The sequence below is a fragment of the Isoptericola sp. AK164 genome (assembly GCF_029643425.1).
GTDB lineage: Bacteria > Actinomycetota > Actinomycetes > Actinomycetales > Cellulomonadaceae > Isoptericola > Isoptericola haloaureus.
Window position 1 is genome coordinate 250873 of record NZ_CP119106.1, and the last position, 20240, is coordinate 271112.

18 protein-coding genes are annotated in these 20240 nt (G+C 76.3%); 11 read left to right on the forward strand and 7 right to left on the reverse strand.

Features of this window, described 5'->3' with window-relative positions; translation table 11 throughout:
• Window positions 1-3: 3 nt before the first annotated feature.
• Entirely contained in the window at window positions 4-480 is a 477-nt protein-coding gene (locus PO879_RS01115) for a nitroreductase family deazaflavin-dependent oxidoreductase (protein WP_278236109.1), read from the forward strand.
• A 17-nt stretch (window positions 481-497) separates the two neighbouring features.
• Here the strand turns inward: PO879_RS01115 and PO879_RS01120 are convergent, their stop codons facing one another.
• From PO879_RS01120 to PO879_RS01130, 3 genes are all read right to left on the reverse strand, one after another.
• The gene (locus tag PO879_RS01120) at window positions 498-2627 is read right to left on the reverse strand and encodes a hypothetical protein (protein WP_278236110.1); all 2130 of its coding nucleotides are present in this window, start codon (window positions 2625-2627) and stop codon (window positions 498-500) included.
• A complete protein-coding gene (locus tag PO879_RS01125) occupies window positions 2624-3004 on the reverse strand; it encodes a hypothetical protein (protein WP_278236111.1) in 381 nt (126 codons plus the stop codon). Before PO879_RS01125 ends, PO879_RS01120 begins: the two co-directional genes overlap by 4 nt.
• A gap of 62 nt (window positions 3005-3066) precedes the next feature.
• Window positions 3067-3687 (reverse strand): hypothetical protein, encoded by a 621-nt coding sequence (locus tag PO879_RS01130; RefSeq protein WP_278236112.1) that lies wholly within the window; start codon window positions 3685-3687, stop codon window positions 3067-3069.
• 185 nt (window positions 3688-3872) lie between these two features.
• On the opposite strand from PO879_RS01130, the gene PO879_RS01135 reads away from it, so the two are divergent.
• The 3 genes from PO879_RS01135 (at window position 3873) to PO879_RS01145 (ending at window position 6333) form a co-directional block, all read left to right on the forward strand.
• Entirely contained in the window at window positions 3873-4352 is a 480-nt protein-coding gene (locus PO879_RS01135) for a hypothetical protein (protein WP_278236113.1), read from the forward strand.
• Window positions 4353-4431: 79 nt separating this feature from the next.
• The gene (locus tag PO879_RS01140) at window positions 4432-5313 is read left to right on the forward strand and encodes an alpha/beta hydrolase (protein WP_278236114.1); all 882 of its coding nucleotides are present in this window, start codon (window positions 4432-4434) and stop codon (window positions 5311-5313) included.
• Window positions 5314-5415: 102 nt separating this feature from the next.
• Window positions 5416-6333 (forward strand): ribokinase, encoded by a 918-nt coding sequence (locus PO879_RS01145; RefSeq protein WP_278236115.1) that lies wholly within the window; start codon window positions 5416-5418, stop codon window positions 6331-6333.
• Between the two features lie 8 nt (window positions 6334-6341).
• Here PO879_RS01145 and PO879_RS01150 read toward each other — a convergent pair whose 3' ends face one another.
• Window positions 6342-7718, reverse strand: coding sequence for an NAD(P)-binding protein (locus tag PO879_RS01150; RefSeq protein ID WP_278236116.1), 1377 nt, complete (start codon window positions 7716-7718; stop codon window positions 6342-6344).
• A gap of 104 nt (window positions 7719-7822) precedes the next feature.
• Here PO879_RS01150 and PO879_RS01155 point away from each other — a divergent pair, with 104 nt between their 5' ends.
• From PO879_RS01155 to PO879_RS01165, 3 genes are all read left to right on the forward strand, one after another.
• Window positions 7823-8578: an SDR family NAD(P)-dependent oxidoreductase gene (locus tag PO879_RS01155; protein ID WP_278236117.1), complete on the forward strand. Its 756-nt coding sequence runs from the start codon at window positions 7823-7825 to the stop codon at window positions 8576-8578.
• A 160-nt stretch (window positions 8579-8738) separates the two neighbouring features.
• Window positions 8739-9203 (forward strand): DUF402 domain-containing protein, encoded by a 465-nt coding sequence (locus PO879_RS01160; RefSeq protein WP_278236118.1) that lies wholly within the window; start codon window positions 8739-8741, stop codon window positions 9201-9203.
• 8 nt (window positions 9204-9211) lie between these two features.
• A complete protein-coding gene (locus PO879_RS01165; RefSeq protein ID WP_278236119.1) occupies window positions 9212-9811 on the forward strand; it encodes a hypothetical protein in 600 nt (199 codons plus the stop codon).
• On the opposite strand, the gene PO879_RS01170 is transcribed toward PO879_RS01165, so the two are convergent.
• The 3 genes from PO879_RS01170 to PO879_RS01180 are packed head-to-tail and all read right to left on the reverse strand — an operon-like array spanning window position 9792 to window position 16782.
• Window positions 9792-11120 (reverse strand): cellulase-like family protein, encoded by a 1329-nt coding sequence (locus tag PO879_RS01170; protein WP_278236120.1) that lies wholly within the window; start codon window positions 11118-11120, stop codon window positions 9792-9794. The genes PO879_RS01165 and PO879_RS01170 overlap by 20 nt on opposite strands.
• Window positions 11117-13438: a beta-galactosidase gene (locus PO879_RS01175; RefSeq protein WP_278236121.1), complete on the reverse strand. Its 2322-nt coding sequence runs from the start codon at window positions 13436-13438 to the stop codon at window positions 11117-11119. Before PO879_RS01175 ends, PO879_RS01170 begins: the two co-directional genes overlap by 4 nt.
• Window positions 13435-16782 (reverse strand): DUF5107 domain-containing protein, encoded by a 3348-nt coding sequence (locus PO879_RS01180; RefSeq protein WP_278236122.1) that lies wholly within the window; start codon window positions 16780-16782, stop codon window positions 13435-13437. Before PO879_RS01180 ends, PO879_RS01175 begins: the two co-directional genes overlap by 4 nt.
• A 56-nt stretch (window positions 16783-16838) precedes the next feature.
• On the opposite strand from PO879_RS01180, the gene PO879_RS01185 reads away from it, so the two are divergent.
• From PO879_RS01185 to PO879_RS01200, 4 genes are read left to right on the forward strand one after another with little or no spacing between them, the layout of a single operon-like run.
• On the forward strand, window positions 16839-17729 hold the full coding sequence (locus tag PO879_RS01185) for an AraC family transcriptional regulator (protein ID WP_278236123.1): 891 nt from the start codon (window positions 16839-16841) through the stop codon (window positions 17727-17729).
• A 51-nt stretch (window positions 17730-17780) separates the two neighbouring features.
• Complete coding sequence (locus PO879_RS01190; RefSeq protein WP_278236124.1) at window positions 17781-18932, forward strand: AI-2E family transporter; 1152 nt, start codon at window positions 17781-17783, stop codon at window positions 18930-18932.
• Between the two features lie 43 nt (window positions 18933-18975).
• The gene (locus tag PO879_RS01195) at window positions 18976-19734 is read left to right on the forward strand and encodes a TipAS antibiotic-recognition domain-containing protein (protein ID WP_278236125.1); all 759 of its coding nucleotides are present in this window, start codon (window positions 18976-18978) and stop codon (window positions 19732-19734) included.
• Window positions 19735-19790: 56 nt separating this feature from the next.
• Window positions 19791-20216, forward strand: coding sequence for a hypothetical protein (locus tag PO879_RS01200; protein ID WP_278236126.1), 426 nt, complete (start codon window positions 19791-19793; stop codon window positions 20214-20216).
• The last annotated feature ends 24 nt before the right edge of the window (window positions 20217-20240 follow it).

Sequence of the window (20240 nt, forward strand, 5' to 3'; positions counted from 1 at the left end):
GGCATGGACCTCGCCACCCGGCTGCTGCACTCCCGCCGGTTCGTCCGCTCGCCGATCTGGTTGTTCCGGATCGGCGGTGGCGTCCTGTTCGGCGGACGCCTGCTCCTGCTCCAGCACCGGGGCCGCACCACCGGCGCGCGGCGCTTCGCGGTCCTCGAGGTCTCGGGCCGGCCGGAACCGGACCGCCTGGTCGTCGTCGCCGGGCTGAACGCCCGCCCGCAGTGGTACCGCAACGTCCTCGTCGAGCCGCGGGTGCTGGTCTCCGTGGGTCGGCGCCGGGACGCCCGTGCCCTCGCCGAGCCGCTGGACCCCGACGCCGCCGCGGCACGGCTGCGTGAGTACGCCGACCAGCACCCGGCGGCCTGGGCGCGGCTGGAGCAGGTCGTGACCGCGTGGGCCGTCCCGCTGGCCGCCGCGCAGGGCGAGCGGGACTGGCGGCGCGTCGTGCCCGTGGTCGAGCTGCGGCTCCTGGACGGCTGAACACCGCGCGCCCGGCACTACTCGCCCAGCTGACGGCCTACCCCCGCGGCGAGGGCGTAGCCGGTGCCGAACGCGGCGGACATGTCGGCCGACTCCGGACGCAGCCGCGCGACGGCGTCCTCGACCTCGGCGGGGGACCGGCCCGCCGCGGTCAGGTGCTGTCGTCGTTCCCGGACGAACGGCGTCGTGAAGCGCTCGCACAGCACGTCCTCGTCCGCCAGGACCCGCTCGCGCGCCGCGGGCAGGGCGCCGGGCGGCGGCGGCAGCAGACCCCGCATTCCGGTGGTGACCATCGTCGGCGCGAGGCGGGCGGTCGCCGTCAGGGCGTCGAGCCCGAGGGCGACGAACAGGCCGTCCGAGGCGTCCTGCTGCCGCGCGACGGCGATCTCCCGGGAGCGGATCGCACCGACGACCACGCCGGCGTCCCGCACCGCGGCCCGCGCGAGCGCCTCCGCGTCGGCGTCGTCGACGGCGGGGTCGGCCAGGGTGGTGGCGGCCCCGGCCACGTAGTCGTCCACCGCGGACAGCCAGTACCCCGCGGAGGTCTCCGTGGTGGAGGTGGCGGCGACGACGTCCCGCAGGGCGAGGACGTCCAGGTCGGGCTGCACGACGGCGGCGAACCGGCCGGTGCCCTCCGCCAGCTCGGGGCGGTCCCGCACCCCCGGCTCCCGCGGCGGCGGGACACCGGCCTGCCGCTCCGCGGCGTCGCTCGCCGAGACCAGGAAGGGCGCGTAGGCCGCGGCGATGCGCGCCCCGGTCGTGTCGTCCACGGGGTAGCGCCCGGCCAGCAGCCCGCCGGGAGCGACGAGCTGCCCCGTCGCGGCGGAGGACAGGAACGCGGCCCGGTGCCGGCCCTCGCGACCCTCGGTGCGGACCCCGGCGGCGACGGCAGCGGCGAGCAGCCCCGCGACGGCGGTTCCGCCGTCCGGCCAGCCGTCGGGCGGGGCGACGCCGAACCAGGCGCGAGCGCGGTGCACGGCCGTGTCGCCGGTGGCGTCCGGCGGCACCAGGTGGTCCAGGGCCGCCGGCGGGTCGGCGGCCAGGCCCTGGGCGACCGCGACGGTGAGAGCGCCCGTGGCCGTCGTGTCGGCGTGGGAGTCGCGGCTCGTGGTGCGGCGCTCTACCAGGGCCTCCGCGGCCCCGGCGTGCACGGCGGCCGGCAGGGTGGCCGGCAGGGCCGGCGCCAGCAGTCCGGCCGCGAGGTCGGCCCGGCCGCCCAGCTCGACGGCGGCCCGGGGCAGGTCGGCCACGAGGGCGTGGCCGAGGGCGTGCTGCTCGGCCGGGCCGGCGTGCTCGGCCCAGGCAGCCAGCCCGGCGGCCAGGAGCTCGACGACGTCCGGGTCGGTCACGCCCACCCCGAGCGCGGCGTAGAGGTCGGCCGGGGTCGTGCCCTCCCAGAACGCCGTCCACCGCACCGGGTCGTCGCCCGTCGCGCGCAGCGCCGCGACGAGCTCGTCGAGGGCTCCGTCGCGCGCGGTGCCCGACCGGGCCGCGCGGGCTGCGGCGTCCACCCGGGCGGCCAGCTGGGCGCCGTCGGCCCAGCGGTCCCGGAAGCCGGTCAGGCCGACCCCCGCGGACACCGCCCAGCGCACGGCCTCGACGTGCCCGAGCCCGTCCAGCCGTCGGGCGGCCCGGCGCGAACCCGCCTCCTTGGCGTCCCGGGCGCGGTGCCAGCGCGCCTCGGCCTCGGCGACGTCACCCAGTGCGGCGTCCCGGCGGGCGCGGGCCGCGGCGGCGAGCCGCCCCGCCTCGACGTGCTGCGGGTCGACGGGATCGAGGGCCAGCAGCCAGGCGGCGTCCTCGTCGGCCTCGGCCCGACGCACCCGCTCCGTCGCCGCGGTCCGGCGCTCGATCGCGTCCAGGGCGTCGCGCTGCTCGCCCTCCAGCGCGGCCGCCCGCCCGGTCAGCACCTGCGCGGACTCGCGCAGCACCTGGTAGCACAGGCTCCCGCGGCCGATCAGTGCGGTGACGGCCTCCCGCGCGGCGTCGACCGCTCCGGACCGGTGCCGCATCATCGACCGGTCCAGCACGATCAGGTCGGCGCGCAGCGCCGACAGGGCCGAGGCGGCACGTGCCGCGGCGCCCGCGAGCTCCTCCAGCGACGCCGGCGACCCGGACAGGGGCTCGAACGGCCGGTCGGTCGTCACCCGCCCTCGCCCACCCGTCGCGCGGGGCCGTCCGGCACGAGGCCACCCGGCACGAGGCCACCCGGCACGAGGTCGCCCAGCACCGCCGCGGCCACCCGCCGCGCGACGGCGCCCTCGGCGGTGTCGAACGTCGCCGCGGTGGTCGCGAGCCGGTCGCCCAGCCCGGTCAGCGTCGTGGCGAGCGACCGGGACGTCGGAGCCCAGGCCGCGGCGAGGTCGTCGATCGCGGCCGCCAGCGTTCTCTCGCCGGCCGCCGGGGTGGCGTCGACGGTCCCGGTGAGGCCGGTGCCGGCGGTCGCGTCGAGCAGCTCGGCGGCGGCGTGCGCGTGGCGTGCGGCCGTCGCCAGGTCGTCGGTGTCGAGGTCGAGGTGCGCCATGCGCCGGACGCTAGCGACGGGACGGAGCCGACCACCGCCGTCGTCCACAGCCTGTGGACGGCTCAGTCCCACCACAGCCGGTACCAGTGCTCGCCGGACTCCTGCGGGGACAGGTCGCCGGGTCGTCCCCACCACCGCGTCACCTCGTGCGGCGGCACGTGCGCGTCGTCCACGCCCAGCGCGGCGACGACTCGCTCGAGCTCGTCGCACTGGCAGCCGGGACCGTGGTGGTCGCCGAGGACGAACGCGTCGTCCGTGCGCACCAGCACCCCCTCGACCGTGACGCGTTCGTCGCACCGGCCCGGGCCCACCACGTAGCCGTGCGCGCGCAGCCGGTCCGGGTGCGCCACCACGGCGCGCAGCACCGTGCCCAGGCTCGGACCGTCGTTCTGGCGCTCGGCGGCGAGGTACCTCGGGTCGAGCCGGTCGAGCAGGGCGGTGGCGACCGAGGCGTCGAGGTCGACGAACCGGTAGAACGACGCCGCGCCCCAGGCGTCCGGCATCAGCACCGGGCCCAGCACCTCGTCGAGCCCGCGACGCAGCAGCCAGCCGTGCCGGTCGGCGCACCAGTGGTGCCTCGCGTCCGGGTCGGCGGCGAGCCGCTCCTCGGCCCGCCAGGCGGTCGTGACGTCGACCAGCTCGGGGTGGGTGAACCGGCGGGCGGGCAGGGTCGGTGTCGGCATCGGTGCTCCTCGCGACGGGTGCGGTACGTCCGGTCACCGTGCCGCCCGCGCGGGGGCCGCCGTCGGCCCCGGCCCGTCCGTGGCGTCGAACCTGTGGACGACGCGGCCGGTGCGTGGCCGCCCCGCGTTGCGCCCGGGGAGAACGGGCGTGACAAGTGGCCGTGGACGGCGCATGCTCTTACCTGATGTCTGACTCCACGACGCGACCCACGCCGCGCACCTACCCGCCGACGCCCACCAGCGAACCGGTCAGCGACGAGCTCCTCGTGGTCCACCTCAAGGGTCGAGACACCGAGTACTTCCGGCGTCCCGAGCTGGTCGAGCACGAGGTCGCGGACGGCGTGCTGACGGTCACCCTCGCCGGCGACGACGAGAGGCCGCGCCGCACGCGCCACTTCCCCCTGGGGGAGGTCGCCGAGTACGTCGTCGAGGCCCCCAGCCCCGCCTACGAGACGGCCTTCGACGCCTGGACGCGGAACGAGTTCGGCGTCGACGCCGAGACGTACCGCTCCATGCGGGACACCTCCCAGGGCGTGGCCATGGCCGAGAAGATGCGGCTGCAGATCGCCCAGGGTCTCGGCGTCGACCCCGACCAGGTGCACTTCGGCGGCTCCTTCACGATCGACGAGGACGACGACTGGGACTCCTCGGCCGACGACGAGTAGAGACCGGGCTCCCGACAGGGTCCCCGACGAGCTCCCCCGGAGGCGATGAGTCCGCGGCCCGGGCGTCGTCGGTACGGGTATGACGACCACCACCCGCACTCTCGACGTGCCCGGGGCCGTGCTGACCTTCGACGTCCACGCACCGCGCCGTGAGGCCGGCTGCCCGCCGCTCCTCGTGATCGGCAACCCGATGGCGGCCGACGGGTTCGCCGAGCTCGTCGCCGAGCTCGGCGACCGCACGGTGATCACGTACGACCCGCGCGGCACGGCCCGTTCCCCGCGCGAGCGGCCGACCGACGAGGTCACGGTCGACGACCACGCCGCCGACCTGCACGTCGTCGCCCGAGCCGTCGACCGGGGCCCGCTGGACGTCCTCGGCTCCTCCGGCGGCGGCGTGACGGCGGTGTCCTGGGCGGCCGCGCACCCCGGCGAGGTCCGGCGGCTCGTCGCCCACGAGCCGCCGCTGACGGCGCTGCTGTCCGACCGGGACGTGGCGGTGCGCGCCCAGCAGGACGTCGTCGACACCTACCACCGCTCCGGGACCGGTCCCGCGACCGCCAAGTTCCTGCGCCTGGTGTCCGCCACCGAGCCCCTGACGCCGGACTACCTCGACCAGCCCGACCCGGATCCCGCCGCGTTCGGGCTGCCGACCGAGGACGACGGCCGGCGCGACGACCTGATGCTCGGCACGTCGCTGGCCACGATGCCCCGGTGGGAGCCACCGCTGGACGACCTGCGCGCGGGCGTCCGCAGCACCGACCTGCGGGTGCTGCCCGCTGTCGGGGCCGCCTCGCCGCCGGGCGGGCTCGCGTACCGCGGCGCGGTGGCCCTGGCCGAGGCGCTCGCGGTGCGTCCCGTCGTCTTCCCCGGGGACCACGGCGGGTTCGCCCGGCACGCGGGGGCCCCGGACAACGATCCGGCTGCGTTCGCGGCCCGGCTGCGTGACCTGTTGGCCTGCTGACGAGCGTCGCGGCAACGCCGGCGTCACAATCGTGCGAGATCATGGACGGCGGACCGCTCGCCGGTCCGTCCGTCCTGCCCACGCACCCTGGAGGCCCGAGTCATGACCTCGATCGTGGTCGTCGGCTCCGTCAACGCCGATCTCGTCGCCCGTGTCCCGAACCTGCCCGTCCCCGGGGAGACGGTGCTCGCCGACTCGATGACGGTGATCCCGGGGGGCAAGGGCGCCAACCAGGCGGTCGTGGCCGCTCGGCTCGGCGGCGAGGTCGCGTTGATCGGGGCCATCGGCTCGGACGCCTTCGCCGACAGCGCGCTCGTCGGCCTGCGTGACGCGGGGGTCCGGCTGGACGGCGTCGAGACCGTCGACGGCCCCACGGGCGTGGCCCAGATCTGGGTCGACGACCAGGGCGAGAACTCGATCGTCGTGGTCCCCGGGGCCAACCGCGCGGTCGACGCCGACGTCGTGGCCCGTCACGTGGACCTGGTCGCCGGGGCCGACCTCGTCGTCCTGCAGGGCGAGATCCCGCTGCGCGGCACCGAGGCCGCCGCGCGCGCCTGCGGGGGACGGATCCTGCTCAACCTCGCCCCGGTCGTGCCGGTCGCCGCCGACGTGCTCGCCCTGGCCGACCCTCTCGTGGTGAACCACGGGGAGGCCGAGCGGCTGCTGGAGGAGTCGGAGCGCCCGGTGCCCGAGTCCCCGTTCGCGGTCATCACCGAGCTGCTCGCGCTCGGACCGCGGTCCGTCGTGCTCACCCTCGGCCCCGCCGGTGCCGTCGTGCTCGAGCCCGCCGCGGGGGACGAGGGGCCGGTCGTGGTCCCCACCCCGCACGTCGAGGCGGTCGACACCACCGGTGCCGGGGACGCCTTCGTCGGGGCGCTCGCGTATCGCATCAGCCAGGGCGACACCCTCGTCGACGCCGCCCGCACCGCGGTGCGCGTCGGGGCGTTCTCCGTCGCGACACCCGGCGCCCAGCCGTCGTTCCCCACGGTCGACGACGTGCTGCCCTCCCTGCGGGGCTGACGAACGGATCAGGCGGCGAGCCGCAGCAGTCCGCGCACACCGGGCTCGGTCGCCGCGCGCAGCCGGTCCTGGACCGCCCGCACCTCGGGGCGCTCGCGGTCCTCGGGCGAGATCCGGCTCGGGTTGAGGGTCGTCCCGTGCGACCAGCGGGCGAGGTCGTGGTCGGCCATGAACGCCGCGGTCGACAGCGCCCCGGCGGCCTGTCCGGCGACCCACTCGCGCGGTGTGGAGAAGTATCCCGTCGACGGGCACAGCGCGTTGAGCCCGGCGTCCGACCGGTCGCCCCGGGTGGCCTCCACGTGGCCGATCAGCGCGGCGCCGAAGCAGGGGAACCCGGCGCGCACCGGCTGCACGACGATCCGCCCGGGCGACCAGATCGGCACGACGGGCCGGACCCGGAGCCCCTCGGCGGCGCAGTGCACGACGACGGCGTCCCGCGGCACCGCCGCGTCCCCCGCGTCCAGGTGGAGCACGCCCGGCGACACCCGGCGCAGGTGACCACGGCGCACGACCTGTTCCACCGAGCGCAGCAGCTCCAGCTCCCAGCGGGCGAGCGTGGGGACCCGGGCCATGGTCGGCCGGACCCCGGGGTCCAGGCGCAGCATCACGCCGACGTCCTCGAGGCGCGTGAAGAACGCGTCCACGGTCGGTGCCTCGGCCGCCGCCTCCAGGAGCTCGGCGACCATGGTCCGGAACACGGCGGCGTCGGGCTGGACGACGGCACGGTCCAGCATCCACGGGTCGCGCGGCCGTACCCAGGTGATCTGGTCCGGGTGGGTGCCGCGCTCGAGCAGCCACACGACGGCGTCCGTGGCCGTCTTGCCGGACCCGACGACGACGAACGACCCGGCGTCGTCGGCCACCGTCGGGAGCTCGCCCACGGGCACGCACCGCACCTGCTCGTCCACGACGAACGGCGGCGGCGTCAGCGCGGGGATCGTCGGTGCGAGGTAGCGCGCGTCGACGACCCGGCGACGGACCCGCACCGGCCGCACGGCGCCCGTGGCGCGCTCGACGAGGGTGCCGTCGTCGGCCGCGTCGTGCCCGCCGAGGAACGTCACCCGTCCGCTCGCCACGAACCGCTCGGTCAGCACCCGGTCGTAGTAGGCGCACACCTCGGCGCCCGTGGCGCGGACGTGCAGCCCGGCCTCGGGGCCGGAGGTCTGCACGCCGCCGTCGAGCGACGTGGACGCCACCCCGTAGAAGGAGGAGGCCTGGTGCAGCCGCACGAACGGGTAGGCGTCTCGCCAGTGGCCGCCCGGTGCGTCCCGGCGGTCGACGAGCGTGACGTGCACGTCCTCGTGGTCCAGCAGCGCGTCCGCGAACGCCATCCCCGTGGCGCCCGCGCCGACGACGAGATAGTCCGTCTCGAGGGGCTGGCCCATCTCCTCATCATGGCACGGTCGAGCACCTGGTCACGTGCCGGGCGTGGCCCCCGGCACGGCGCTAGCGTGAAGAGAACGGGCTCGCACGAAGGAGTGAGTGGCACATGACGTTCGACGGCAAGGTCGCCCTGGTGACCGGGGGCGGCTCGGGACTCGGGGCGGCGATCAGCAAGCAGCTCGCCGCCCGCGGTGCGCGGATCGTGAACACCGACATCAACCTCGAGGCGGCGCAGCGTGTCGTCGACGAGATCACGGCCGACGGGGGCGAGGCGACGGCCGTCCAGCAGGACACGGCGAACGCCGACGACGCGGCCAAGGTCGTCCAGGCCGCCCAGGAGGCCTACGGCGGGCTGCACTACGCCGTGAACAACGCGGGGATCGGCGGCAACCAGGCGCCCGCGGGCGAGCTCGACGTCGAGGACTGGAACCGGGTCATCGACATCAACCTCAACGGCGTGCTCTACGGCATGCGCGCGCAGATCCCGGCGATGCTCGAGCAGGACCCGACCGCCTGCGCCATCGTCAACATGGCGTCCATCCACGGCACGGTGGCGGCGATCGGCAACGGGGCGTACACGGCGGCCAAGCACGGCGTGGTCGGCATCACGAAGAACGCCGCCGCCGAGTACGGGCCCGCGGGGCTCCGCATCAACTGCGTCGGGCCGGGCTACATCCGCACGCCCCTGCTGGAGGGCCTGCTGACCCCGGAGATCGAGGAGGTGCTCGTCTCCAAGCACGTGCTCGGCCGGCTGGGCCGTCCCGACGAGGTCGCCTCCGTGGTCCGCTTCCTGCTGTCCGACGAGGCGTCGTTCGTCACCGGTGCCTACTGGCTCATCGACGGCGGGTACACGACCGTCTGAGCGGTGCCCGGCCACCTGGAGTTCACCTGATCGATCGGTGCTGGTCACCGTGGCGCCGCACGCCTGCCACGGTGCGGGGCCACCATGAGGCGCACCCGGAGCCCCTCGGGTCGCACGATCCCGGGCCCGGGCGACGGAAGACCGCCTCGGGGGAGGGCACATGGCCGCGATCCGGATCGAGAAGCGCAAGCCCTGCGGGACGGTGCGCCGCGTCTGGCGCGCCGAGGTCCTGGGCTTCGACGAGTGGGGCGACTGGTTCTCCGTGCCCGACGGCGCCGGTGTGCTCCTGCTGCCCGTGGCGGACCCGTGGGCCGCGTGGTTCCGCCACGACGGCTCGGTGCGGGTCGACATCGCCACCGAGGTGATCGCCGCCGCGCCGGTCAGCTCGTTCGTCGACCTCGACCTCGACGTCGTGCGGGACGCCGACGGCGCCGTGCGTGCCCTGGACCGCGACGACTTCGTCCACCGCTCGCCGTCGTACCCCTCGGCCTGGGTCGACCTGGCCTGGGAGGCCTGGGAGGACGTCCAGCACGACATCGCCCGCTTCACCGAGCCGTTCGGCACCGCGGCGGACCGCTGGCTCGAGCGTGCGCCGCGCGCCGCGGTCCGCCGCCTGTCCGCCTGAGCCGAACCGTGGACACCCCGGACGCCCTCGATATCGTGCTGCGGCTCGCCGTCCTCGTCCTGATGCTCGGCGGACTGGTGGCTCACGCCCTGCGGCCGCGCCGACGGCGCCTGCGTGCCGGCGCCCGGTACGCCACGACGCTCGCGCGGCCGCTCGCCCCGGCCCCGACCGTGGTCCGTGCGCTGCTGGCCTTCGTGGCGCTGGGACTGCTCGGGTACGGGCTGCAGTCCTTCACCGGGTCGGGGGACGGGCTGTGGACCCCGGTGCTGGTGGGAGTCCTCGCGCTCGGGCTGCTGTGGGTCACGGTCGTGCCGCTGCTGCGGGACGTCGCCGACGCCGTCCGGCCCGCCGTCGTGGTCGGGACCGTGACCGACCGGCGCCGGCACGTGTACCGCGCGTTCGGGCACGACGGTCCGTACGAGCTGGCGTCGTTCTTCGTCACGGTCGTGGACGACGTCGGGACGATCCGCGAGTTCCAGCTCCACCAGCACGCCTACCGGCGGTTCGCGCCGGGCGACCAGGTGCGCCTCGCCGTGGCGGCGGCCAGCGGCTACGTGCACTCGATCGGGCCCGCGCCGGTGGGGACGGTCACGACCGGCGGCGGATGACGTCCGTGCACTCGCGCTGCAGCGCGACGTCCTGCCACATCGCGTGGTGCGGCGCGGCGTTGGAGCACACGACCGATCCCCAGGCATCGACGGCGTCGGCCAGCCGGACCGCGTCGCGGCAGATCTGGGCACCGACCGGGCCCTCCTCGAACCGACCGTCGCGCGGGGTGTAGCCGACCCATCCCTCGCCGAGGACGAGCGGGACACCCATCCGCGCCGCGGTGTCCGCCGCGACGCCGATCCACTCGCGCAGCCGGTTCGCCATCGCGATGCGGTGCGCGCCGTAGCGGTCGTACAGCCAGCGGTCCACCGCCTCGGGGTCGCACCAGTCGTGCACATAGATCTCGGCGTGCCCGACGATCGAGGCCCGCCGCTTCCACTCCTCGTCCGCGGGCGGGGCCCACGAGGCCAGCCGAGGCGCGTCGGGGCGCAGCAGCTCGGCGTCGGCCCGCTCCTGGGGGAAGTCGGCGGGGTCGCCGCGCAGGGCGAACTCGTCGACGAGCTGGTCGAGGACGCCGTAGACGTACGGGTGGACGCCCAGTACCTGGGCGTTGCGGGGCACGCCGCGCATGGCGGTGACCGGCACCGCGGCGTAGTTCGGCCCGCACAGCACCGCCGGGTGCCGCGCGGCGAACGCGTCGATCGCGGCCTCGAGGCGGTCGCGCAGCTCGACCACCGGGTCCTCCACGCCGGGCAGGCCGGCGGTGAGGTGACCGGCCTGGACCTCGTTGTGCGGCTCGACCAGCGCCACGGTGTGGTCCAGCCCCTCGGCCACCAGCAGGTCGACCAGGTCGGCGAGCGCCTCGGCGAGCACCACCGCCCGGTCGGCGGGGGGCACAGCGGTCAGCGCGTCGTACCAGTCCCGCTCGGCGGCGAACGCCGGGCTCTGCTGGTACTCCCAGGAGGAGACGACGACGGCGAACCCGTGCCGGTCGGCGGCACGGAAGAACGCGAGCAGGTGGGCGCGGGCGTCGATCGTCGTCGGCCGGGCGACGTCGTACCACCGCACCCGGGAGGCGTACCCGCCGCCGATCGGACCGAGCCGCAGCGCCGAGGTGTCCAGCCCGCTGCGGAACAGCAGGAACGGCATGGCGCAGATCCGTACGGCGTTGTAGCCGCGCTCGGCCGCGGCGGTGAAGGCGGCGTCGAGGTCCTCGAACGGCTCGCCGGGGCCGGTGCGCACGTACCAGGAGAAGTCCCACAGGGTGATCGCCAGCCGGTCGGGCAGGTGGTCGGGCACCCGGCCCGCGGACCGGGTGCGGGGGACGTCGTTGCCGGTGACCATCGTGGTCCTCGTCGTGGATGTCATCGGGTCTCCTGCTCGTCGTCGGAGGGTGGGGGCACGGCGAGCCCGACCCGGGCCACGTGCACCACGTCGACCGAGCGGATCCGCGCGCCGTCGGGGACGTCGCGCACCGCGGGGTCGACCCGCACGCCGGTCGCGCGGCGCCAGGGCAGCAGCTCGAGGGTGAGCCCGTCGCGGGCGACCTCGTCGCGCCAGGGGGTCAGGTCGACGTCCCAGTCGCGTCCGTGCCAGAAGTGGTCGCCGATCACGGTGCCGTCGGCGAGCGGGTCGCCGACCACGGCCCGGCCCACGTCGCCGGACCAGGCGACCCGCAGCAGGACCCGGTCACCCGGCGGGGCGTCGAGGAGGTCGGCGGGGACGTCCAGGCGGACCCGGGCCGCCCCGGAGAAGTCGGTCGGTGCCGCGAGCCGGTGCGCGGGGCCTCCGCGCCGCGGGGCCGGCGGTGCCGGGGCGTGCGGCGCCGGGTCGACGGCCAGGCGGTGCCGACCGGCGCGCGGGGCGGCCCCGGTGCGCGACACCCACCCCTGCGCGGGGCGCCAGCACGCGATCCGGACGTCGGGACGTTCGGTCTGCGCCACCAGGTGCCGGGCGTCGGGGGACACCGACAGCGGGACGTCCGACAGCAGCAGCCGCGGGCGGCCGCCGAGCTCGAACCGGTAGAGCTGGTCGGCGCTCGCCTCGTCGAGCACGAGCAGGCGGACGCCCGGCAGGTCGACCGTGGTGCCGGGACCGGGCGCCGTGGTGAGCGTGACGACGGTGCCGCCGTCGAGCGTCCCGGCCGCGACCGGTCCGGCGACCGGCACCTCGCCCTCGAGCACGAGCTCGACCGGCACGCCGTCGGTCGCGGTCAGGACGACCAGCGGCGTCCCGTCAGGGCCGCCCTCCTCGAGACGGGTCAGCAGCGCGGCCGTCGCGCTGCGCAGCACGAGGGCCTCCGTCAGGGGGTAGCGCACGGGCCAGACGACGGACACCCCGGCGGGCAGGTCGACCGGCCGCGAGGGCACCGTGACGGGGCCGTCGTCGAGCTCCACCGTGAGCTGCACGTCGCGCTGCGCGGGCAGCGGGGAGTGCGCGGGCTGGTAGGTCGTGGCGAACACGTACCCGCGCCGCCCGTCGGAGCGCACCGCCCAGCGCAGCTCGTCCGGGTCCGCCGAGCCGCCGCCCACGGTGGCCGGCATCGTCGCGAGCGCCGCGCCGTCGGCGGCCAGCCACAGGTGCTGGCGGCGCAGCAGGTGGTGGTGCGCGCGGACCTGGCCGTGCTCGCCGACCGGGGCGCCGAAGTCGTAGCTGAGCGTCGGGACGTCGTTCGGGTAGCCGGTGGCCTGGGACTCCTGCTCGGACCCGGTCGGCCCGACGCGCTGCGTGCCGCCCGCATAGACGTAGTAGCCCTGCCAGACCGACCCGCTGCCGATCGTGGCCAGCGCCAGGGCGGCCACGTCCCGCGGGGTCACCAGCGGACGGCGGTGGTAGGCGACGTGCATGCCGCCGCCGAGCTCGCAGGTCGCGAACGGGGTGGCGGGCCGGGTCGGCACGGTCCCCCCGTCCCCGTCCCCGGCACCGTCCCCGGCGCCGTCCACGGTGCCGCCGTCGGCCAGCGCCGCCCGCACGTCCGCCCCGACCCCGAGGTCGTCGCGCACGGTCGAGTACCGGAAGTGCGACGCGGCCCAGTCGGGCCAGTCGTCCTCCGCCTCGGCCCAGAAGCCGTCCGCGTACCCGCTGTAGACGTCCAGCAGGGAGTCGGGGACCTGTGCGCCGCCCCAGCCGGTCGCCGTCCACAGCGGGACGTGCAGACCCTCCTCCTCGGCGATCCGGCGCAGCGTGGCCAGGTGCTCGGGGCGGTCGGCGAGCTCGTTCTCGACCTGCAGGCCGACCACCGGTCCGCCGTCGGCGTGCAGCAGCCCGTCGAGCCGGGCGGCGATCTCGCCGTACAGCCGCCGCACCAGCGCCAGGTAGCCGGGGTCGTCGGTGCGCAGGGCGAGGTCGGTGGCGACCAGCCAGTCCGGGAAGCCGCCGTGCCGCGCCTCGCCGTGCGACCACGGGCCGAGGCGCACCACGACCTCCAGCCCGTGCGCGCCGGCCAGCTCGACGAAGGCCCGCAGGTCGAGGTTCCCGTCCCAGCGGAAGTGACCGGGGGCCGGTTCGTGGGCCTGCCAGAACACGTAGCTCGCCACGGAGTCCAGGCCGCCGGCGCGGGCGTGCCCCAGCACCTCGGACCACCGCTCGCGCGGGACCCGCCCGTAGTGGATCTCCCCGGTGACCGGGAACCAGGGCCGGCCGTCCCGCTCGATCCAGCGGTCGGTGACGCGGATCGTCGCGCTCATCGCACGGCCTCGGCGTCGTGCTCCGCGTCGTGCTCCGCGTCGAGGGCCGCGAGCCGGTCGCGCAGCACCGTCACGCGGGCGTCGTGGTCGGCCTGGACGTCCTGGGTGAACAGCAGCATCGTCGGCAGCGACGTGGCGAAGTAGTCGACGGTCGCGGTGCGTCCGGCCTCGGCCTCGACGTACCGGGCCAGCCCGTCGCGCAGCGCGGCGGCCTGCGCGTGCCGCCCGAGCCGGCGCAGCGCCCGCACCGACGCGGCCGTGGCCTCGGAGTGCTCCTGGACCTGCATCACCTGGAAGTCTCCCTGCTGGTCGGCCGCCGTGGTCCACGCCGCGCGGGCGTCCGCGTCCCGGCCGGCCGCCGCGCGGGCGTCCCCGAGCAGCAGGTGCAGGTCGGCGGTGTTGGCCAGCGGGTGGCGCGCCTCGCCGAGGGACTCCGGCGGGTCCAGCGCGGCCTCGGCGTGACCGACGGCGGCGGTCGCGTCGCCGTCGGCCAGCGCCGCGCGGCCCAGGGTCCGGTGGGCCTCCTCCCAGGCGGCGAGCACGCGGCCCTCGCCGCCTTCCCACGGCTGGAAGGACCGGCCGGCCAGCACCGCGACGGCCTCGGCGGGGCGCCCGACGGCGGTGAGCAGCTCGGCGAGCTGGACCGACAGGTCGTCCCGCGCGTCGACCAGGTCGCGCCGGGCGAGGAGCGTCGCGAGCCGCTCGTCGGCACCGCGGCCGCGACGGCCGGCGAGCTGGTCCGCCTCGTACAGCAGCCGGGCGTCGTCCGGGGCGAGCGTCCGGGCCGCCGCGTAGTGCTCGGCCGCGCGGTCGAGGTCGCCGAGCACGTTGACCGCCGCGACGCCGAGGTTGCGCAGCACGACGGGGTCGGTGCCGTCCTGGCTCGCCGCCACCTCCCACGCCGCGACCGCCTCGTGCCGGCGTCCGACGGCGTACAGGGCGTGCCCGGCCAGCGCGGCCAGGAAGGGGTCGCGCGGCCACGCCGACCGCAGCCGGGCGAGCACGTCCAGGTCCCCGGCGTCGGGGAAGCACCACCGCCTCTCGCGGTGCGCGGCCGCGTCGAGGCTCGCGCGGGCCGACGCCGCGGCACCGGCGGCGAGGTCGAGGTCCGCCCGGTGCAGCAGGGCCAGCGGGGCGACGTTGCGCCGGCCGGGCAGCGTCCCGGCGGCCGCGACCTCGTCGAGCAGGTCGCGGGCGGCGTCGGTCTCGCCCGCCGAGGCGTGCTCCCGGGCGACATCGAGGGCGATCGTCGGGTCGTCGGTGCGCACGACGTCCTGGCCCAGACGCGCCGCGAGGTCCCGTGCCCAGGCGTCCAGCGGGTTCGTCGCCAGGCTGCCTCGGACCAGGTCGTGGGCCCGGGCGTCGTCGCCGAGCCGCCGCGCGGCGATCGTGGCCAGGTTGCGCGCCGCGGTGTCCTGCGGGCTGCGGGCCAGCAGCTCGCCGAGCGCGGCGTCGGCCTCGGTGTCCCGCCCCGCGGCCAGGTCGATCCGGGCCGTGGCCACGGTCGCGGCGTCGCGCCAGGCCTGGTCCCACAGGGCGGTGCCGAACGCCTCGCGGGCCTCGGCGGGGCGTCCCTGCCGCCTCAGCACGACGCCGAGCCGGTAGTGGGTCTCGCCGTCGCGCGGATTGGGGTTGCGGCTTGTCAGCCGGGCCACGGCACGGCGCAGCAGGTCCTCGGCGTCGTCGAGGCGACCGGCGTGCAGCCGGCGGGCCGCCAGCGCCGTGGCGCAGCGGGCGTCACCCGGGTCGCGCTGCAGCGCCTCGAGCCAGTACGGCTCCGGGGAACGGGTGGCGTGCCGGTACTGCTCCAGGTGCAGGCCTGTCAGGTACAGCTCGTCGGTCGAGCCGATCTCCTCGGGCGGCGGGGGCTCCGTCGCCACGAGCCCGTCGACGGCGGCCTCGACGTCCGCCGGGGGCTCGACGGCCCGCGGCCGCCAGCGCACCATGACCTCCTCGCCGTGCGTGACGGTGAGCTCGTGGGCGGTCGCCGGCACCCCGGGCACGGCCGGCAGCTCGCGCACCAGCGGCGCGCCCGGCGCGACGTCGGCCGTCTCGTCCAGGAGCACCCGGTCCTCGGCGCGCAGCACGATCCGGGCGCCGGGTCGCGGCGCGGTCACCGCGACCCCGAGCCGCACCCGGTCCGGACCGTCCGGACCGTCCGCGGGCACGGTCAGGCTGACGGCGAGCTCCCGGGTGGCCTGGTGGGCCGGGCCGATGTCCTGGATCGGGTACCAGTACTGGGAGAAGGTCTTGGTCTCCCCGGGCGACAGGAAGGCGAAGTCCGGCTGGTTGTCGGTGAACACGCCGGCCATGAGCTCGACGTACGGACCGTTGGTGTCCGTCAGGTGACGGTCCCACGCCCACCCGAACGGGGCGTCGCCCCACGTCCACATCTTCTTGCCCGGTGCCACGCGGTGGTCGGCCCAGTGCACGAACCCGGCGCGCGCACCGTGGTCGTAGCCGCCGAAGAAGTCGTCCTGCGTCCCCAGGCACATGTACGACGTCGGCACCGGGATGTTGCGGTACCGGTCCAGCCGGTCGCCGTCCGGACGCTCCGGCGTGCGCCGTGCCGGGTAGTCGACCCCGTAGTAGCGGCCGGAGGCGGCGGGGAACGTGGTGACCGCGCGCTTGGCGTGGTCGGCCACCACGGTGACGTCGGTGGGGAAGAACGCCTGGTAGTCGTCGCCCGCCGCGGCGGCGACGTTCGCCCACCACAGGAACGTCTGCACGTCGTCGGTGCGGTTCACCAGCCGGCCGCGCAGCTCGATCAGCGCGCTGTCCGGGGCGAGCCGGATGCCGTGCATGCCCTGCATGCGGCGCAGCGGGTCGTGGTCGGAGCACCAGACCGTCACCGCGCCGTCGTCGTCGGTCTCGAGGTGCGTCTCCACCGGCAGGGCCGTGGCCGGACGATGGTGCTGCGGCCAGTTCAGCTCCACCCCGCCGGAGACCCACGGGCCGGTCAGCCCCACCAGGGCGGGCTTGATCACGTCGTTGCGGTAGAAGAAGTCGTAGCCGCGGGTGCGGTCGAGGCCCACGTGGATCCGCCCGCCCAGCTCGGGCAGGATCATCAGCCGCACGAAGGCGTTCTCCAGGTGCACTGCCTGCCAGCGGCGCGTGGCCTTGGTCTCGGCGACCCGGTCCACGAACGGCATCGGGTACACCGCCCCCGAGGAGCCCTGGTACACGCGCTGGTCCAGGTAGGCGGGGAACCGGTCCGGCTCGGCGACGGCGTAGGTGTCGATCGGCACGGCCTCGCGCCAGACGCGGACCGGTCGGTCCGCGAGCCGCTCCGGGGCGGGCGGCAGGACGAGGCGGGACGGCGGGGTGGAGGCTTCGGACGGCACGGTGCGACGCTACGGCGACGTTGCGGCCGGGCACGATGGGCGATTCCATGGCACGCATGGACGAAACGACGGCGTCGGGGGCCGAGGCGCTGCGCGAGGGGTTCGCGGGGCAGCGGATGGTCGTCGTCCCCCGGCCCGCGGTGCGCGCGGCCCGCGCACGACCGGTCACCGACCGTCTGCTCGTGACCGACGCCGGCGTGTTCCCGCACGCCGCACGGCACGCCCGCACCCGGCCCGGCGGCGCCGCCGAGCACGTCCTGCTCGTGTGTACCGGCGGGGCCGGCTGGTGCCGCACCCCGGATGGACGTTCCGCCGTCGGGCGCGGCGACGTCGTGCTGCTGCCCGCGCGGGTGGCGCACGAGTACGGTGCCGCGGCCGACGACCCCTGGTCCCTGTGGTGGCTGCACGCCGTCGGACCGGACGCCGACGAGCTCGTCGCCGCCGCCCGCGACCTCGTCGGCGGCCCCGTCGTCCACCTGCGCGACCCCGCCCCCGTGGCCAGCCTCGTCGGGCAGGCCGTCGACGCCCTGGACACCGCCACCGCCGGCGGCCTGGTGCAGGCGGCCGGCTGCGCCTGGCACGCCCTGGCCCAGGTGGTCGCCGCCGGCCGGCGCCCGCCTGGACCCGCCCCCGACCCCGTCGAGCGCGCCCTGGCGCACCTGCGGGCCACGACGCCGCGACGCACGTCGGTGGCGGCGCTCGCGGCGCTCGTCGGCCTCAGCACGTCCCAGCTCGGGGCCGCGTTCCGGGCCCGCGTCGGCACCTCGCCGCTGCGCTACCAGACCGACCTGCGCATGGCCCGCGCCCGCGAGCTGTTGGACGCGACCGCGCTGCCCGTCTCCGCCGTCGGGCAGGCCGTGGGGTACGCGGACCCGCTGTACTTCTCGCGGCAGTTCTCCCGGGTGCACGGACAGTCCCCGACGGCGTACCGCGACCGGGTGCGGTGACGGGAAGACGTCGGCACGGCGGGTCGGCGGGTCCGGTGCGACCGTGGATCGATGGACAACTCCTCGCCGCCGCGCACGGCCGCGGCCCTGTGGAACGACCGGCTCGGGCGCCCGGCGGTCCGCGCCGCGCAGGTGCTCCTGCTGCTCGCGCTGGCCACGTGCGTGGTCTTCGCCCTGACCCGGCTGTCGCTGCTGGTGATCCCCGTGCTCATCGCGATGGTCGTGGCCGCGGCCCTGGCCCCGCTGGTCGGCATCCTGCGCCGGCTGGGGTGGCCGGCCCTCCTCGCGACGTGGACCACGCTCCTGACCGGGCTGATCCTGCTGGCGCTGGTGGTGTGGCTGGTGACCCTGGCCTTCCAGGACGAGTGGCCGCGCCTCGTCGACGAGGCCGGTCGCGGGATCGAGGAGCTCGAGCGGTTCGTCACCGACGGCCCGCTGGGGATCAGCCCGGACCAGATCGAGTCCGTGCGGCAGTCGGCCATGGACGCGCTGTCCAGCGACCAGGTGCAGTCCGGGGCGATCCGTGGCGCGACCGCCGCCGTGGAGGCGGTCGCCGGACTGCTGCTCGGCGTCGTCGTGCTGTTCTTCCTGCTCAAGGACGGGCGGCGGATGTTCACCTTCCTCATCACGCCGCTGCGCGCGGCGACCCGGCGGCGGGCGCTCCAGGTCGGGGAGCGCTCGGTCGAGGTGCTCGGCGGGTACCTGCGCGGCACGGCGATCGTCGCGGCCGTCGACGCCGTCTTCATCGGGGCCGGCCTGATGATCGTCGGCGTCCCGCTCGCGCTGCCGCTGGCCGCGGTGGTGTTCCTCGGCGCGTTCATCCCCCTGATCGGCGCCGTGCTCGCAGGCGTCCTGGCCGCACTGGTGGCCCTGGTGACCAACGGCCCGATCGCGGCCCTGATCGTCGTCGCGATCGTCATCGCGGTGAACCAGCTCGAGGGTGACCTGCTGGCCCCCGTGGTCATGGGCAAGGTGCTGTCGCTGCACCCGCTGGTCGTGCTGTCGGCCCTGACGGCGGGCACGGTCCTCGCCGGGATCGTCGGCGCGCTGCTGGCCGTCCCCCTCACCGCCGTCGCCTGGGCGGCGGCCAAGGAGTGGAACGCCACGGCGCCGCCCGGCGAGCGTCTCGTCCCGGAACCGTCGGACGCCGAGTCCGGGTCGTGGTCCGAGCACGGGTCCGGGTCCGCTCCCGAGAGCGACTGAACCCCTTGCGCTTGACGTAGCGTCAACCTCTACCGTCGAGCCCATGAGCCGTTCCATCCAGGACGTCGCCCGCCTCGCGGGCGTCTCGAGCCGCACCCTGCGGCACTACGACCGCATCGGCCTGCTGCCGCCGTCGGGCACGGGGCACGGCGGGCTGCGCCACTACGACGACGGAGCGATCCGCCGGCTGCAGCGCATCCTGCTGCTGCGCGAGCTCGGGCTGCCGTTGGCCGAGATCGCCGACGTCCTGGACGCCCAGACCGACGAGACCGCCGCGCTGCGGCGGCATCTCGACGTGCTGCACGACGAGCGCCGCCGGATCGACCGGCAGATCGCCTCGGTGGAACGCACGCTCACCGCACTGACCGAGAGGAGGCCCATCGTGGCCGAGGAGATGCTGGACGGGTTCGACCACACGCGGTACCGCGACGAGGTGACCGAGCGCTGGGGCGCCGACACCTACGCCGAGTCCGACGCCTGGTGGCGCGGGCTGGGCGTGGACGGGCAGGCCGACTTCCGCGAGAAGACGGAGGCCCTGGGCCGGGCGTGGACCGACGCGGCCGGGCGCGGCGTCGACCCGACGTCCGACGAGGCGCAGGTGCTCGCCGCGCGGCACGCCGAGTGGCTGGGGTCGATCCCGGGGACGCCCGGGTCCGACGTCGGGCGCCCGCCGAAGGAGTACGTCGTCGGGCTGGCCGAGATGTACGTCGCCGACGAGCGGTTCGCCGCGAACTACGGCGGCGTGGACGGGGCGACGTTCGTGCGCGACGCGCTGCTGGCCTACGCCGAGCGCGAGCTCTGACGGAGCCGGCCGCGGCTGTGACGCCGGTCAGGTCTGGCCGGTGGGACACTGGCCGGGTGAGCGACGACTGGGCCCGACAACGCACCGAGGCCGCCCACGAGCACGCGGCGCGGCTCGCCGCGCGGCAGGACGCCGAGCACCGGCAGGCCGAGGAGCTCCTCGCGCGGTTCGTCGAGGCGGCCCGCGCCGCGGACCTGCCGGCCGAGGCACTCCAGGTCAAGGGCTACGGCGGGCGCGGGACCGCCCGGACGCCGCTGCACGGCTGGTACCTGCGCGCCGACAGGACGGCCGCCGTCGCGACCGACGGCGCCTTCTACGTGCTCACCGCCCCGCTGACCCTGCTCGACCGGGTCCGCGGCCTGCGTCCGGAGCCGAAGCGTCCGCCGCTGGTGCTCGGCGCCGGCGGCAAGGACGGCGACTCCATCGACCTCGTCGACGCCCTCGAGCGGCTGCTGCCGGGCTGGCAGGACCGCACGACGTAGCGGCGGGTCAGGTGTCAGCCGCCG

What these genes read in the sequence shown, in the direction of transcription:
- PO879_RS01115 (WP_278236109.1), top strand. Translation starts at nt 4, where the DNA reads ATGGACCTCGCCACCCGGCTGCTGCACTCCCGCCGGTTCGTCCGCTCG.
- PO879_RS01125 (WP_278236111.1), bottom strand. Translation starts at nt 3,004, where the DNA reads ATGGCGCACCTCGACCTCGACACCGACGACCTGGCGACGGCCGCACGC.
- PO879_RS01130 (WP_278236112.1), bottom strand. Translation starts at nt 3,687, where the DNA reads ATGCCGACACCGACCCTGCCCGCCCGCCGGTTCACCCACCCCGAGCTG.
- PO879_RS01135 (WP_278236113.1), top strand. Translation starts at nt 3,873, where the DNA reads ATGTCTGACTCCACGACGCGACCCACGCCGCGCACCTACCCGCCGACG.
- PO879_RS01140 (WP_278236114.1), top strand. Translation starts at nt 4,432, where the DNA reads ATGACGACCACCACCCGCACTCTCGACGTGCCCGGGGCCGTGCTGACC.
- PO879_RS01145 (WP_278236115.1), top strand. Translation starts at nt 5,416, where the DNA reads ATGACCTCGATCGTGGTCGTCGGCTCCGTCAACGCCGATCTCGTCGCC.
- PO879_RS01150 (WP_278236116.1), bottom strand. Translation starts at nt 7,718, where the DNA reads ATGGGCCAGCCCCTCGAGACGGACTATCTCGTCGTCGGCGCGGGCGCC.
- PO879_RS01155 (WP_278236117.1), top strand. Translation starts at nt 7,823, where the DNA reads ATGACGTTCGACGGCAAGGTCGCCCTGGTGACCGGGGGCGGCTCGGGA.
- PO879_RS01160 (WP_278236118.1), top strand. Translation starts at nt 8,739, where the DNA reads ATGGCCGCGATCCGGATCGAGAAGCGCAAGCCCTGCGGGACGGTGCGC.
- PO879_RS01170 (WP_278236120.1), bottom strand. Translation starts at nt 11,120, where the DNA reads ATGACATCCACGACGAGGACCACGATGGTCACCGGCAACGACGTCCCC.
- PO879_RS01175 (WP_278236121.1), bottom strand. Translation starts at nt 13,438, where the DNA reads ATGAGCGCGACGATCCGCGTCACCGACCGCTGGATCGAGCGGGACGGC.
- PO879_RS01185 (WP_278236123.1), top strand. Translation starts at nt 16,839, where the DNA reads ATGGACGAAACGACGGCGTCGGGGGCCGAGGCGCTGCGCGAGGGGTTC.
- PO879_RS01190 (WP_278236124.1), top strand. Translation starts at nt 17,781, where the DNA reads ATGGACAACTCCTCGCCGCCGCGCACGGCCGCGGCCCTGTGGAACGAC.
- PO879_RS01195 (WP_278236125.1), top strand. Translation starts at nt 18,976, where the DNA reads ATGAGCCGTTCCATCCAGGACGTCGCCCGCCTCGCGGGCGTCTCGAGC.